Origin of the sequence: Micromonospora sp. NPDC053740 (assembly GCF_040677775.1) — a bacterium.
GTDB lineage: Bacteria > Actinomycetota > Actinomycetes > Mycobacteriales > Micromonosporaceae > Micromonospora > Micromonospora alfalfae.
Genome location: NZ_JBFASO010000001.1, coordinates 690,279 through 703,837, shown reverse-complemented (window position 1 = coordinate 703,837; position 13,559 = coordinate 690,279). Strand labels below are relative to the sequence as shown.

The following is a 13,559-nucleotide window of genomic DNA, read 5'->3' as shown; positions in this document are numbered from 1 at the left end:
GGCCGCCGATCATCGCGCGGATCGCGGGGCCACAGCCTGCCCGCGCTTGGCCCGCTGGATCTGGTCGTAGACGTGCGTCCGCAATTCCGTGAAACGGGGCAGAGCGCGGGTCGTGATCTGATCGCGCTCCGGCGGCAGGTCGATCGCGAGGTCCTCCTGGACCCAGGTCGGCGACGTGGACAATACTAGAACCCGCTGACCGAGATACACCGACTCGTCGATGTCGTGGGTGACGAAGACAACCGAGATGGTGCGGCTGGCGTGCAGCTCGCGGACCAGGTCCTCCAGGTCGGCCCGGGTCTGCGCGTCGACGGCGGCGAACGGTTCGTCCATGATCAGGACGTCGGGCTGGTAGGCGATCGCCCGCGCGATCGCCACCCGCTGTTGCATCCCCCCGGAGAGCTGCCACGGGTGGCTTCGCGCGGCGTGCGCGAGGCCCACCGCCTCAAGAGCGTCGACGACCAGCTTGTCCCGGGCCGCGCGGGTGAGCTTCTTGTGCCGCAGTGGCAGCTCGACGTTCCCGCGCACCGTCAGCCAGGGGTAGAGGCTGCGACCGTACTCCTGGAACACGACGGCCATGGCCGGGCTGGGCCCGGTCACCGGAGTGCCGTCCATCTCGACCACGCCGCTGGTGGGCCGCAGCAGGCCGGCGAGGCACTTCAGCAGGGTGGTCTTGCCACAACCGGACGGCCCGACGATGCAGACGAGCTCACCGGCGTCCATGGTGAAGCTGATGTCCCCGATCGCCTCGACGGTGCCCGTCGCCGACTCGTAGACCTTCCGCAGGTGCTCCACCCGCAGCATCGTGCTCCGATCAGGCACGGTTGACCTCCCTGATTCCGTGGTACCAGCGCAGAACACGCCGTTCGACGAGACCGAAAGCTACGGCGAGGAAGATGCCGACGAGACCGAGGAGGAGGATGCCACTCCACATCTCGGCGATCAGATAGTTGCGCTGGAAGTAGGCGATCCGGTAGCCGAGGCCGGAGGAGGAGGCGAACATCTCGGAGATGACCATCAGGATCAGCGCCACCGAGAGGGCCTGCCGGACCCCGGCCATGATCCGTGGGCTGGCGGCGGGGAGCACGAGGAACCAGAGCCGCTCCCACCAGGTGACCTGAAACGATTCCGCGGTCTCCGTCATGACGCTGTCCGTTCCCCGGACACCCTCGATCGTGTTCAGCAGGATCGGCCAGATCGCGCCGGAGACGATCACGACGACCTTCATGGTGTCGGTGATCCCGAGCAGGAGCATCACCACCGGAATCAGCACCGGTGGCGGGATGGCCCGGAGGAACTCCAGCACCGGTTCGAGGAGTTCGCGCAACCAGCGGGTCAGGCCGATGACGGTGCCGGCGGCGATGCCGAGCACTATCGATCCGGCGACACCGAGGCCGAGGCGGGCGAGGCTGGGCAGCACGTCCTCGACGAACGCCGGGCCGATCCAGGTGTCCCGGAAAGCCTCGGCGATCGTCAACGGGTCGGGGAAGAACCGACTCGTCGTCCTCGTCGCCACCAGACCCCAGAGCACCAGCAGCAGCGTCGGCAACCCCAACGGGTAGAGCAGGCTCGCCGCGATCCGGGATCCGACCGTCCGGTTGCGTGCCGTGGTGGCGATCCGCCCGGTGTACGCGGTCACAACGGCTCCTCTCCTCGTACCGACTGGTGCCACGACAGCACCCGACGCTCGATGAACCGGAAGACGATGTTCACCGCGAGCCCGAGCAGGCCGGTGACCACTACCAGCGCGTACAGGCCGGGGGCGTCTCCGGCGGACCGGGACAGCTCGATCATGCGCCCGAGGCCGGGGTTACCGATCACCATCTCCGCAGTGATGGCGAGGATGAGCGCCACCGCCGCCGCGAGGCGCAGGCCCGTCATGAGGTACGGCAGGGTGGTGGGCAGGACGAGGTGCGACAACTGTTCCCGCCGGGTCAGACCGAAACTGCGGGCGGTGTCGCGAGCCACCGCGTCGACGTCGGCGACGCCGTAGATCACCTGCACGAACACCTGCCAGAACGACGCGTAGATGATGATGACGAGGGCGGCCTGCCGCTGGATGCCGAACATCAGCACGGCGAGCGGGATGAGGGCGACCGACGGGATCGGCCGCAGGAACTCGACCATCGTGTGCGTCGCGCGCCGCAGGAACGGCACCAACCCGACGACAGTGCCGAGGACGACGGCGGCAACCGTCGCCACCGTCAGGCCGATCGCCCAGGACGTCATGGTGCTGCCCAGCCGCCGCCAGAACGCGAGGTCGACGATCTGCTCGAACAGCCGCGCCAGCACGTCCGTCACGTACGGCAGATACAGCGGGTTGATCAGGCCCAGCGTCGGGATCAGCTGCCAGACGACGAGGAACCCGGTCAGGCCGACGACGCCCAGCATCGCTTTGCGTAACGCGCGCAGGCGTCGGGTGGGGAACACACGCATGTCACTCCCGTCGTCAGGCGGGCGGCGAGGCCCTTCCCGGGGGTCGGGAGGGCCGGATCGCGCCAGCTACTGCTGCTGGATGAGACGGTCGAAGTTGGGTTGCTTGTCGAGAACCTTGTACTTCTGCGCGAGCTCGGCGAGCGTCTGCAGGCTCGACCGGTCGACCTGCCAACCGAAGGCCGGCAGCCGCACCGAGTCGGCCACCGGTGGCGGCAGTTGCAGGTTGTCCTTGATGGCCTGCCGCAGTGACGTCTCGTTGGCGGGGTCCTTGGCCCACTCCAGTGTCTTCTTCATCGCCGCGGTGAAGTCCTCGACCAGCTTGGCGTCCTTCTCGGTGCGTTCCTTTGTGGTGATGGTGGTGAGCGTGGTCAGGCCGGGCACCACCGCCTGGTAGGGCGCGACGATGAAGGTGTCGCCGCGGGTCTTCAGTTGGGTGACGAAGGGCTCCGGCACCCAGGCGGCGTCGATGTTGCCGGATTCGAGTTGGGCCGGGGCGTCCGGGAAGGCGACCTCGACGAACTTGATTGTCGACGGGTCACCGCCGTCCTTCTCGACCGCCGCCATGATCGTCACGTCGCCGGCCGCGCCGAGACTGTTGACCGAGACCCGTTTGCCGGCGAGATCGGCCGGTCGTTTGATGCCGGATTTCGCCGAGGCGACCACGGCGTTGATGTCGTCGCCGTCGGCGTACGAGGAGGCGTAGTTGCCGATGATGACGACGCCGAGATCCCGCAGGTCGGCCCGGAACGGGCCGAAGGGCTGGCCGATCGCGAAGTCGATGTCGCCGTTCAGGAGTGCCGGAATGGCCTGCGCGCCGCCCTGGGCGGGCAGCACCTCGACCTGGAGCCCGCGCTCGGCGAAGAGGCCAGCCTTGATGCCGGCCCAGAGCGCGGCGGTCTCGGTGATGGGCAGCGCCGCGACCCGGACCTTGCGCAGGTCGCCGGAGGGCTGGTCGGACGGTTTGGACGCGTCGGAGTCGGTACATCCGGTGAGGGCGATCGCGGTAGCGGCGATCAGCCCGAGAGCCATGACCTTCTTCATTGACGAGGCCCTTCCTGGGCGGGGTGGTGGGTGCGTCGGAAGTCGGCGGATGCCTCGGATCTGCAGGTGAACTACCGCTGCGTGGGGGCGCACGCCGCTGTGTTGGCCATGGTCAGTCACCCTGGCATCGAAAGTCAATAATTTCTGACGCCCGTCATGAATAAGTTGAACAACGCTCTGCTGTGGAGGCGTCGCACCGGTTCGCGCTCAGACCTCGGGCAGGCCCACATAGTTCTCGGACAGGCTCCTGGCGTACGCCTCCGAGGTGGCGACGTACCTCAGCGTGGCGGTCTGCAGCTTCGTCTCGTACGGGTCGTCGCGCTCCAGCCGGTGCAGCATCGAGGTCATCCACCAGGAGAAGTGCTGGGCCCGCCAGACCCGGCGCAACGCCGTGGCCGAGTAGGAGTCCAGCAGATCGGTGCGACCCGCGTCGTACCACGCGGCGAACGCGTCCCCGAGCAGCGCGACGTCGGCGAGGGCAAGGTTCATGCCCTTCGCGCCGGTGGGTGGGACGATGTGCACGGCGTCTCCGGCCAGGAACAACCGCTCCCACCGCATCGGCTCGACCACGAAGCTGCGCATCGGGGTTATGGATTTTTCCAGGATCGGCCCCTCGTTGAGCGACCATCCCGGCACCGTCTCCAACCGGGCCCGCAGTTCCGTCCAGATCCGCTCGTCGGGCCACGCGGCGATGTCCTCGTCCGGCGCGACCTGTAGGTACAGCCGGGAAATCTCGGGGGAGCGCATGCTGTAGAGGGCAAAGCCCCGTTCGTGGTTGGCGTAGATGAGTTCGTCCACCGCCGGCGCCGCGGCGGCGAGGACACCCAACCAGGCAAAGGGGTACGCCCGCTCGTAGGTGGTCAGCACCCCCTCGGGCACCGCGCCCCGGCTCACCCCGTGGAAGCCGTCGCAGCCGGCCACGAAGTCGCAGTGCAGCTCCTCGTCGCGCCCGTCGCGTCGAAAATGGACGACCGGCGAGTCCGAGTCGAGGCCGTCCAGGCGTACCGCGTCGGCCTCGAAGAGGATCGAGCCGCCGGCCGCGAGTCGGGCGGCGATCAGATCCTTGACCACCTCCTGCTGCCCGTAGACGGTGATCGCCCGCCCGGTCAGATCCGTCATCGGCACCCGGTGCGACTCCCCAGCGAAACGCAGCTCGATGCCCTCGTGGCGCAGCCCTTCCCGTCGCAGCCGCTCACCCACACCGCTGCGGCAGAGCAGGTCGACCGAGCCCTGTTCGAGGACGCCCGCCCGCAGCCGGTGCTCGACGTGGTCGCGGCTGCGGCTCTCCAGCACCACCGACTCGATTCCGCGCAGGTGCAGCAGGTGCGACAACATGAGCCCGGTCGGCCCGGCACCGACGATGCCGACCTGGGTACGCATTCCCGGCATGCTCCTCTCCTCCCGGCGTCAGAACGGATACCGCGTGATGGCACCCTGCACGGTGAGCCACTGGGTCTCGGTGAACGCCTCGACGTTCGCGGCGGCCCCACCGAACCGGGAGCCGGTGCCGGACGCCCCCACCCCACCGAACGGCGCCACCGCCTCGTCGCTCACCGTCTGATCGTTGATGTGCACGATCCCGCTGGGGATCCGGTCGGCGAGGGCCATCGCCCTCATCACGTCGCGGCCCAGGATGCCCAGCGACAGGCCGTACTCGGTCTGCCGGGCCAACTGCACGGCCTCGTCCTGGTCGGCGAAGGTGATCACCGGCGCGACCGGTCCGAAGACCTCCTGGGCGTACGCCGGGGTCGCGGGGGTGACGTCGGTGAGCACCGTCGGCCGGTAGAACAGCCCCTCGTACGTGCCCCCGGCGGCCAGTCGGGCACCCGCGTCGACGCTCGCCGTGACCAGTGCGTGGACCTTGTCGCGCTGGCGCTCGTCGATGATCGGCCCGAGCGCCACCTGCTCCTTCGCCGGGTCGCCGACCGGCAGGTGGTTCGCCTTCTCCGCCAGCCGCTCGACGTACCGATCGGACAGGCTCTCGTGTACCAGGTGTCGGCCGGTGGTCATGCAGATCTGGCCCTGGTGCAGGAACGACCCCCAGGCGCCGGCGGAGACCGCGAGGTCCAGATCGGCGTCGTCGAGCACGATCAGCGCCGAGTTGCCACCGAGTTCGAGGTGTGCGCGTTTGAGGTGGCGTGCTGCCGCCTCGCCGACCTTGCGGCCGGCAGCGGTCGACCCGGTGAAGCTGATCACCCGTATGTTCGGGTCGGCCACCAGCGCCTCCCCGACCTCGACCCCGCCGGGAAGGACGTGCAGCAGCCCGTCGGGCAGGCCGGCCTCCTCGAAGACCCGGGCGATCGAGACACCGCCGCAGACCGCGGTGCGCGGGTCGGGCTTGAGCACGACGGCGTTGCCCAGCGCCAGGGCCGGGGCGACGGAACGGGTGGCCAGGATGAGTGGGAAGTTGAACGGCGCGATGACTCCGACGACGCCGACGGGCAGCCGGCGAGCCAGGCTGAGCCGCGGTTGCGCGCTCGGGATGATCTCGCCGAGCGGGTGCGAGGCCAGCGCCGCCGCCTCGTAGCATTCCTGCGCCGCGGTGTCGGTCTCGACGCCGGCCTTGGGTGGGACTGACCCAGCCTCCCGCACGATCCAGTCGCCGATCTCGGCGGCGTGCCGCTCGAACAGCTGCCCGGCCCGGCGCAGCACCGCTGCCCGCTCGGCGTAGCCGGTGGCGGCCCAGGCGCGCTGGGCGACGGCGGCGCGAGCGCAGGCGCGCGTCACGTCCTCGGCGTTCGCCACGCCGACCTGGCCAATCTCCTCGCCGGTGGCGGGGGATCGCACGGGTGCCGTGCCGCCGGCCGGTTCCACCCAGCCGTCGCTGTGCAGGGTGCCCTGCCAGGTCGTGACGTCCAGCAGTGTCATGGCGGTCCTCCTCGGAGCGTGGGGCCGGTGGGCTGGTCCCGGGGTGACCGGGCGGACTTCCGCTCACGAAGGGCCCAGAGGTGTTCGCTTGCCGAACGGCCGTTCTCTTCCTGAACGTTGGCACGTGGTCCGGCTCGCGTCAACGCATCGCCCGGCGTGATTGTCGGGCACTGTGGACGGCGGTCCGGCCTGTCGTTGACGGATGTCGTTCCCCGTCGTACGTTCGAGATGAGTACGGCAGTCCGCATAGCGAACGGCCGGCGGCAGCACCGTTCGCGCAGGAGGCGGGGAGGCCCATGGCGAAGCTCGTCTCGTTGACCGACGGCGTGGCGCACCTGGTCCGCGACGGCGACGTGGTGGCCCTGGAAGGGTTCACGCACCTCATTCCGTTCGCCGCCGGTCACGAGATCATCCGCCAGGGGCGGCAGGATCTGACCCTCGTGCGGATGACCCCCGACGTCATCTACGACCAGCTGATCGGGGCGGGCTGCGCCCGTCGCCTGGTCTTCTCCTGGGGTGGCAACCCGGGCGTCGGGTCGCTGCACCGCTTCCGGGACGCCGTGCAGCACGCCTGGCCACGTCCACTCGAACTGGAGGAGCACAGTCACGCGGGCATGGCCAACCGGTACGTCGCCGGTGCGTCCGGGCTGCCGTTCGCCGTCCTGCGCGGCTACACCGGCACCGACCTGCCCGGGCACACCACCAACATCCGGCCCATCACCTGCCCGTTCACCGGCGAGACGCTGACCGCCGTCCCCGCCCTGCGTCCGGACGTGACGGTGGTGCACGCCCAGCGCGCCGACCGGAACGGCAACGTGCAGATGTGGGGCATCACCGGGGTGCAGAAGGAGGCGGTGCTCGCCGCCCACCGGTCACTGGTCACCGTCGAGGAGATCGTGGACGAGTTGGAACCCGTACCCGGACAGGTGGTCCTGCCCGGATGGGCGGTCACCGCGGTGGCCGAGGTGCCCGGAGGCGCGCACCCCTCCTACGCCCACGGCTACTCGGTGCGGGACAACGACTTCTACCGGGACTGGGACGCCGTCAGCCGGCACCGCGACACCTTCCGCGCCTGGCTCGACGAGCACGTGCACAAGGCTGGGGCTGCGGCGTGACCGACGAGACCACGATGACCAGCTGGACCGCTGACGAGATGATGACAGTCGCCGCCGCGCGGCAACTGCGTGACGGCACCGCCTGCTTCGTCGGGATCGGGTTGCCCAGCACCGCGGCGAATCTCGCGCGGGCGACCCACGCCCCGAACCTGGTGCTGATCTACGAATCCGGGTGCCTCGGCGCGAAGCCGGACCGGCTTCCGCTCTCCATCGGAGACGGGATCCTCGCCGACACCGCTGACGCGGTCGTCTCGGTGCCCGAGGTGTTCAACTACTGGCTCCAACCCGGCCGGATCGACGTGGGCTTCCTCGGCGCCGCGCAGCTCGACCGCTACGGCAACATCAACACCACGGTCGTCGGCGGCGACTACGACGCCCCGACGGTACGGCTGCCCGGCGCCGGTGGCGCCCCGGAGATCGCCGCCTCCTGCGGCGAGGTCGTGGTGATCGTCCGGCAGGACCTGCGGACCTTTACCGAACGGGTCGACTTCGTCACCTCGGTCGGCTACGGGACGGGCCCGGGCGACCGGGAGCGACTCGGCCTGCGCGGCGGAGGCCCCCGAGTGGTGATCACTGATCTCGGCGTCCTCGAACCCGACCCGCTCACCTGCGAACTCACACTGACCCACCTGCACCCCGGCGTGACCAGGGAGCAGGCGCAAGCGGCCACCGGCTGGGACCTCGCCGTCGCCGAGGGACTGGCCACCGGTGCGCCGCCGACGGCACGCGAACTCGCGGTGCTGCGGGCGCTGGAGGCGACGAAGGTCGACGGGAGACGACAATGACCACTCAGGACAGCCAGCCCGGCAGCGGACTGGTGCTACCGCGCTACCGGCGCGACGACGTCGACGCCCACCCACCCCTGCTCAGCCCCGGTTACAAGTCCACAGTGGCGCGGGCGCCGGGACACCCACTGGTCCACCTGCCGCAGCGGCTGACCGAGGTCACCGGGCCGTTGCTGGGGGAGGGGCGGCTCGGTGCGCTCGACCACGACCTGACCCGCCAGCACGACGGTGAGCCGCAGGGGCAGCGGATCATCGTGCACGGGCGGGTCCGCGACGGTGACGGCCGACCGGTGCCCCACACGCTGGTCGAAATCTGGCAGGCCAACGCCGCCGGTCGGTACCGGGACGCACGGGACACCTGGCCGGCGCCGCTCGACCCCCACTTCGAGGGGGTGGGCCGGGCGCTCACCGACGACCAGGGGCGCTACCGGTTCATCACAGTGCAGCCCGGCGCCTACCCCTGGCGTAACCACGACAACGCCTGGCGGCCGGCGCACATCCACTTCTCCCTCTTCGGTCGGGCGTTCACCCAGCGGCTGGTGACGCAGATGTACTTCCCGGGCGACCCGCTCTTCTTCCAGGACCCGATCTTCAACTCGGTCCGCGACCCGAAGGCCCGGGAACGGATGATCGCCCGGTACGACCACGCCAGCACCGCACCGGAGTGGGCGCTGGCGTACGAGTTCGACATCGTGCTGCGCGGCCGGGAGAGCACCCCTTTCGAGGACGGGGACGACGATGAGTGAACAGTTGGGCGTCATGCCCGCGCAGACCGTCGGGCCGTACCTGCACATCGGCCTGCGCTGGCCCGACGGTCCGTACGTGGTGCCCGAGGGCACGCCGGGCGCGTTCTGGATCAGCGGTCGGATCGTCGACGGCACCGGGACACCGGTGGTCGACGCGATGGTGGAGAGCTGGCAGGCCGACCCGGACGGCCGGTTCGACCATCCGGACGACCCTCGGGGCGCTCGGCCGCCCGCGCTCGTGGGCTTTCGCGGATTCGGGCGGAGCGAGACCGACGGTCAGGGGTGGTACCGGCTGTTGACCGTCAAGCCCGGTGCGCTGCCCGAGCCGGACGGCGGCACCGAAGCCCCCCACCTGACCCTGTCGGTCTTCGGGCGCGGGCTGCTGCACCGCCTCGTCACCCGACTCTACTTCCCCGACGAGTCGACGGCGAACGCCGCCGACCCCGTGCTGAGCAACGTCGACACCGACCGCCGTGGCACCCTGCTGGCGAGTCCCGCCGCAGACGGGTTCCGGTTCGACATCCACCTTCAGGGCGACCATGAGACCGTCTTCTTCGCCCTCTGAGGGACTGCTCGGCGGCCTCTCCGGCACCCCGGACGTCGACGCGGAACTCAGCGACCCGGCACTGCTCCAGGCGATGCTCGACGTGGAGGCCGCGCTCGCCCGGGCCGCGGCGGACGCCGGCATCGTGCCCGTACCGGCGGCCGAGGCGATCGCCGAGCAGTGCCGCGCCGAGCGGTACGACCCGGCCGCACTGGGCCGGGCCGCCGACGCCACCGGCAACCCGGTCGTCCCGCTCGTGAGAGAGTTGACCGCCGCCGTGCCGGAGCACGCCCGAGCCTGGGTGCATTCCGGAGCGACCAGCCAGGATGTGCTGGACACCGCGCTGGTCCTGGTGGCCGTGCGGGCGCTCGGGCCGCTGCTGGCTCACCTCGACGTCGCCGTGGGCGCCGCCGCCCGGCTGGCCGACGCCCACCGGGACACCGTGATGGTCGCCCGGACACTCGGGCAGCAGGCGGCACCCAGCACCTTCGGGCTCAGGGCCGCCGGCTGGTTGACCGGTCTCGTCCAGGCCCGGGACCGACTGCGTCAGGTCCGTGCCGCACAGCCCGCGCAACTGGGTGGCGCGGTCGGCACCCTGGCGGCGTTCGGCCCGACCGGCGTCGAGATCACCGAGCGGTTCGCGGAGCACCTGGGCCTCCCGCCCAGCCCGTTGCCCTGGCACACCCGCCGTCAACCCTGGCTCGATCTGGCCGCCGCCCTCGGTGGGCTCCTGGTGGCCGCCGGCAAGATCGCGCTCGACGTCGGGTTGCTCGCCCAGAACGAGGTGGGTGAGGTCGCCGAGGGCGGCGCCGGACGAGGCGGCTCGTCCGCCATGCCGCACAAGCGCAACCCGGTGGACTCGATCCTCGTCACCGCCGCGGCGCGACGCGGTCCGGGTCTCGTCGCCACACTGTTCGCCACGGCGGTGCAGGAGCACGAGCGGGCCGCAGGCGGCTGGCACGCCGAGTGGGAGCCGCTCCTCGATCTGCTGCACGTGACCGGTGGCGCCACCGCCCGGTGCGCCCGCATGCTGACCGGGCTCCAGGTCCGCCCGGAGCGGATGCGGGAGAACCTCGACGCGACCGGCGGCCTCCTGCTCGCCGAGGCGGTCGCCGCACGCCTGGCGCCCGCCGTCGGCCGCCGCGTCGCACACGATCTCGTGACCCGCGCCGCCGCCGAACCCTCGTTCCGCGCCGCGCTGCTCGCCGACCCCGAGGTCCGTGCCCACCTGTCCGACACGGAGCTGGCTGAGGCGCTCGACCCGTACCGCTGGCTCGGCTCGGCCGGCCGGTTCGTCGACAGTGCCCTCGCCGCCGTGCGGGGAGCGGGCGGATGACCACCCGGTTGCATCTCACCGTGGACGGCCCGGCCGCCGCGCCGGTGCTGCTGCTGGGCAGCTCCCTCGGCACCGCCGCCGCGATGTGGGAACCCCAGGTGTCGGCGCTCGCCCAACGGTTCCGGGTCATCCGATACGACCACCTGGGCCACGGCCGCTCGGCGGTGCCGCCCGGGCCGTACACGCTGGACCTGCTGGGCCGGGAGCTGCTGCGGACGCTGGACGACCTCGACGTGCCGTGGGTGCACTACGCGGGGTTGTCCCTCGGCGGCATGGTGGGCATGTGGCTCGCCACGTACGCGCCCGACCGGGTGCGGCGGCTGGCGCTGCTCTGCACGTCGGCGTCGCTCGGCCCACCAGAGCAGTGGCGGGCACGAGCCGCGACGGTACGGGCCGACGGTCTGTCGGCGATCGCCGACGCGGTGGTGGCCCGCTGGTTCACCACGGGCTTCGCCGCCGCCCGGCCGGAGGTGGTCGCCACCCACCGCGCCATGCTGACCGAGACGCCGTCGGCCGGCTACGCCGCCTGCTGCGAGGCGATAGCCGCGATGGACCTCCAACCCGACCTCGGCCGGGTGGCCGCGCCGACGCTCGTCATCGCCGGCGCGGACGACCCGGCCACCCCGGTGGAGCACGCCCGCGAGATCGTGGGGCGTATCCCACGGGCCCGGCTGGCGGTGGTCGACGCGGCGGCGCACCTGGCCAACGTCGAGCAACCCGAGCAGGTGTGCCGACTCCTGTTGGAGCACTTCCACGAGGGACGAGGTGACGCGTGAACGACAGTGAGCGGCACGAGGCGGGCATGACGGTACGTCGACAGGTGCTGGGTGACGCGCACGTGGACCGCGCGGTCGCCGGCACTGACGAGTTCACCGCCGACTTCCAGGACTTCATCACCCGCTACGCCTGGGGGGAGGTGTGGAGCCGGCCGGGCCTCGACCGACGGACCCGTAGCTGCGTCACCCTCGCCGTGCTCGCCACCCTGCGCCACGACGAGGAGTTGGCAATGCATGTCCGGGCCGCGCTGCGCAACGGGCTCAGCCCGGAGGAGGTGGCGGAGGTCCTGCTCCAGGTCGGCGTCTACGCTGGTGTACCGGCGGCGAACCGGGCGTTCACTGTGGCCCGGGAGACCCTGCGGCAGGAGGGCGGGTGAGCGTGAGCGAGGAGGCGACGAGGTCGCCGGAGTTCGTTCAGTCGCTGGAGCGCGGCCTCGCGGTGATCCGGGCGTTCGACGGCGAACATCCGCAGCTCACGCTCAGCGAGGTGGCCAGGCGGACCGGGTTGACCCGGGCCGCGGCGCGCCGGTTCCTGCTCACCCTGGTCGAGTTGGGCTACGTGCACACCGACGGCCGGCTCTTCTCGCTGCGGGCCCGGATCCTCGAACTCGGGTACGCCTACCTGTCCAGCCTGAGCCTGCCCGAGGTCGCGCAGCGGCACATGGAGGCGCTGGTCGCGCAGGTGCACGAGTCCTGCTCGGTGTCGGTGCTCGACGGCGACGAGGTGGTCTACGTCGCCCGCGTGCCCACCAAGCGGATCATGACCGTGGGGATCAGCGTCGGCACCCGGTTCCCCGCGTACGCCACCTCCATGGGCCGGGTGCTGCTCGCCGCGCAACCGGTGGAGTGGCTGGACGACTACCTCGCCACCGCGCAACTGCGGCCGCTGACCCGGCGTACCGTCACCGACCCGGCCAAGCTGCGCGCCGTCCTGACGAAGATCGCCGCTCAGGGGTACGCCATCGTGGACCAGGAGCTGGAGGAGGGGCTGCGTTCGGTGGCCGCGCCGATCCACGGCGAGAACGGGTCGGTGATCGCCGCGGTGAACGTCTCCGCGCACGCCAGCCGGGGGTCCTTCGAGATGATCCGTCGAGAGCTGCTCCCGCCGCTGCTGGCCGCCGCAAAGCGGATCGAGGAGGACATCCGGGGCGGCCTGAGCCGGTCACCGACTGCCGGCGGGCTCGGGCTCAGCTCGGCTTGAGGGCCGGCGCGGTGACGACCCGCGCCGGACGGCGCAGGTACCACTCAGCCACCGCAAGGTTGATCAACCAGCCGGCGACCACCAGCCCGGCCCGGAGGTTCCCGCCGGGCTGCTCGCCGGTCGCGATGAGGTACGGCGCGTGGGTGAACGCCTGGGTGCCGGCGCCGAGGCCGATCGCGTAGCCGCGCACCATCCACCTGCGGTGCCGGGCGATGTCCCGGCGGAGCACGGCGGCGAGACCGACCAGGATCGAGCCGGCCATGGCCGAACCGAAGACGAGCCGCATACCGGCGAGCACGTCGTTGTCATGGGCCGGCAGGTCGTACGCGAAGGCCATCCACAGCCCGGTGAACGCGACAGTCAGCCCACAGGGGACGAGCACCCGGCCGGCCCGGCGGTGCCAGCCGTGCCGGCGCAGACGGGGTACGAACTGGAACGCGCCGAGGATCGTGTACACCACCGCGCCGACGATGTGCAGCACCACAGGCAGCGGATCGGCGACGAAGCGTGCGTTCGCCGCGGTGACCTCCGCTCCGCTGCCCAACTCGGTGAGCCGCCCCGCGCCGGCGAGCATCGGTATCAGGCCCAGCAGGATCAACGCGGCCGGTAGCCGCCACTCGCGCATCGTCATGCCATCGATGGTGGACGCCGCACCCGTCCCCGCTCATCGGCACATGGGCCGCGATCGGGTCGGCCCATGGTCGCACGCCG

Annotated in this window: 15 protein-coding genes; 8 read left to right on the top strand and 7 right to left on the bottom strand. The window is 71.1% G+C overall.

All coding sequences use genetic code 11. The features are described from left to right. Positions 1–9: 9 nt before the first annotated feature. The 6 genes from AB0K35_RS03110 to AB0K35_RS03085 form a co-directional block, all read right to left on the bottom strand. Positions 10–822, bottom strand: a complete 813-nt coding sequence (locus AB0K35_RS03110; RefSeq protein ID WP_363883375.1) for an ABC transporter ATP-binding protein — start codon at positions 820–822, stop codon at positions 10–12. Further along, positions 815–1,639, bottom strand: a complete 825-nt coding sequence (locus AB0K35_RS03105; RefSeq protein ID WP_357360392.1) for an ABC transporter permease — start codon at positions 1,637–1,639, stop codon at positions 815–817. The genes AB0K35_RS03110 and AB0K35_RS03105 overlap by 8 nt, the downstream gene beginning before the upstream one ends. After that, a complete protein-coding gene (locus AB0K35_RS03100) occupies positions 1,636–2,436 on the bottom strand; it encodes an ABC transporter permease (protein WP_238667906.1) in 801 nt (266 codons plus the stop codon). Before AB0K35_RS03100 ends, AB0K35_RS03105 begins: the two co-directional genes overlap by 4 nt. A gap of 66 nt (positions 2,437–2,502) precedes the next feature. Then, positions 2,503–3,477, bottom strand: coding sequence for an ABC transporter substrate-binding protein (locus AB0K35_RS03095; protein ID WP_363883372.1), 975 nt, complete (start codon positions 3,475–3,477; stop codon positions 2,503–2,505). Positions 3,478–3,684: 207 nt separating this feature from the next. Then, the gene (gene pobA, locus AB0K35_RS03090; RefSeq protein ID WP_363883370.1) at positions 3,685–4,866 is read right to left on the bottom strand and encodes a 4-hydroxybenzoate 3-monooxygenase; all 1,182 of its coding nucleotides are present in this window, start codon (positions 4,864–4,866) and stop codon (positions 3,685–3,687) included. Between the two features lie 18 nt (positions 4,867–4,884). Continuing rightward, a complete protein-coding gene (locus AB0K35_RS03085) occupies positions 4,885–6,345 on the bottom strand; it encodes a benzaldehyde dehydrogenase (RefSeq protein WP_363883368.1) in 1,461 nt (486 codons plus the stop codon). 296 nt (positions 6,346–6,641) lie between these two features. Here AB0K35_RS03085 and AB0K35_RS03080 point away from each other — a divergent pair, with 296 nt between their 5' ends. From AB0K35_RS03080 to AB0K35_RS03045, 8 genes are read left to right on the top strand one after another with little or no spacing between them, the layout of a single operon-like run. Beyond that, positions 6,642–7,460, top strand: a complete 819-nt coding sequence (locus AB0K35_RS03080; RefSeq protein ID WP_238667902.1) for a CoA transferase subunit A — start codon at positions 6,642–6,644, stop codon at positions 7,458–7,460. A 14-nt stretch (positions 7,461–7,474) separates the two neighbouring features. Further along, entirely contained in the window at positions 7,475–8,245 is a 771-nt protein-coding gene (locus AB0K35_RS03075) for a CoA-transferase (protein ID WP_363883765.1), read from the top strand. Continuing rightward, complete coding sequence (gene pcaH, locus AB0K35_RS03070) at positions 8,242–8,991, top strand: protocatechuate 3,4-dioxygenase subunit beta (RefSeq protein ID WP_363883366.1); 750 nt, start codon at positions 8,242–8,244, stop codon at positions 8,989–8,991. The genes AB0K35_RS03075 and pcaH overlap by 4 nt, the downstream gene beginning before the upstream one ends. Continuing rightward, complete coding sequence (gene pcaG / locus AB0K35_RS03065) at positions 8,984–9,556, top strand: protocatechuate 3,4-dioxygenase subunit alpha (protein ID WP_238667899.1); 573 nt, start codon at positions 8,984–8,986, stop codon at positions 9,554–9,556. Before pcaH ends, pcaG begins: the two co-directional genes overlap by 8 nt. Continuing rightward, the gene (gene pcaB / locus AB0K35_RS03060; protein ID WP_238667898.1) at positions 9,531–10,871 is read left to right on the top strand and encodes a 3-carboxy-cis,cis-muconate cycloisomerase; all 1,341 of its coding nucleotides are present in this window, start codon (positions 9,531–9,533) and stop codon (positions 10,869–10,871) included. The genes pcaG and pcaB overlap by 26 nt, the downstream gene beginning before the upstream one ends. Further along, a complete protein-coding gene (gene pcaD, locus AB0K35_RS03055) occupies positions 10,868–11,647 on the top strand; it encodes a 3-oxoadipate enol-lactonase (RefSeq protein WP_363883363.1) in 780 nt (259 codons plus the stop codon). The genes pcaB and pcaD overlap by 4 nt, the downstream gene beginning before the upstream one ends. Next, positions 11,644–12,024 carry a 4-carboxymuconolactone decarboxylase gene (gene pcaC, locus AB0K35_RS03050; protein WP_238667896.1) on the top strand — a complete coding sequence of 127 codons (381 nt, stop codon included), beginning with the start codon at positions 11,644–11,646 and terminating at the stop codon, positions 12,022–12,024. The genes pcaD and pcaC overlap by 4 nt, the downstream gene beginning before the upstream one ends. Further along, positions 12,021–12,848, top strand: a complete 828-nt coding sequence (locus tag AB0K35_RS03045) for an IclR family transcriptional regulator (protein WP_238667895.1) — start codon at positions 12,021–12,023, stop codon at positions 12,846–12,848. The genes pcaC and AB0K35_RS03045 overlap by 4 nt, the downstream gene beginning before the upstream one ends. Here the strand turns inward: AB0K35_RS03045 and AB0K35_RS03040 are convergent. Then, positions 12,835–13,479 carry a DUF2306 domain-containing protein gene (locus tag AB0K35_RS03040; protein WP_363883360.1) on the bottom strand — a complete coding sequence of 215 codons (645 nt, stop codon included), beginning with the start codon at positions 13,477–13,479 and terminating at the stop codon, positions 12,835–12,837. The two genes, AB0K35_RS03045 and AB0K35_RS03040, sit on opposite strands and share 14 nt — an antisense overlap. Positions 13,480–13,559: the final 80 nt, after the last annotated feature.

Excerpts from the sequence above, each read along its gene's own strand:
- AB0K35_RS03040 (WP_363883360.1), bottom strand. The coding sequence starts at position 13,479 with ATGACGATGCGCGAGTGGCGGCTACCGGCCGCGTTGATCCTGCTGGGC.
- AB0K35_RS03075 (WP_363883765.1), top strand. The coding sequence starts at position 7,475 with ATGACCAGCTGGACCGCTGACGAGATGATGACAGTCGCCGCCGCGCGG.
- AB0K35_RS03080 (WP_238667902.1), top strand. The coding sequence starts at position 6,642 with ATGGCGAAGCTCGTCTCGTTGACCGACGGCGTGGCGCACCTGGTCCGC.
- pcaD (WP_363883363.1), top strand. The coding sequence starts at position 10,868 with ATGACCACCCGGTTGCATCTCACCGTGGACGGCCCGGCCGCCGCGCCG.
- AB0K35_RS03100 (WP_238667906.1), bottom strand. The coding sequence starts at position 2,436 with ATGCGTGTGTTCCCCACCCGACGCCTGCGCGCGTTACGCAAAGCGATG.
- pcaG (WP_238667899.1), top strand. The coding sequence starts at position 8,984 with ATGAGTGAACAGTTGGGCGTCATGCCCGCGCAGACCGTCGGGCCGTAC.
- AB0K35_RS03085 (WP_363883368.1), bottom strand. The coding sequence starts at position 6,345 with ATGACACTGCTGGACGTCACGACCTGGCAGGGCACCCTGCACAGCGAC.
- pcaH (WP_363883366.1), top strand. The coding sequence starts at position 8,242 with ATGACCACTCAGGACAGCCAGCCCGGCAGCGGACTGGTGCTACCGCGC.
- pcaB (WP_238667898.1), top strand. The coding sequence starts at position 9,531 with ATGAGACCGTCTTCTTCGCCCTCTGAGGGACTGCTCGGCGGCCTCTCC.
- pobA (WP_363883370.1), bottom strand. The coding sequence starts at position 4,866 with ATGCCGGGAATGCGTACCCAGGTCGGCATCGTCGGTGCCGGGCCGACC.
- AB0K35_RS03095 (WP_363883372.1), bottom strand. The coding sequence starts at position 3,477 with ATGAAGAAGGTCATGGCTCTCGGGCTGATCGCCGCTACCGCGATCGCC.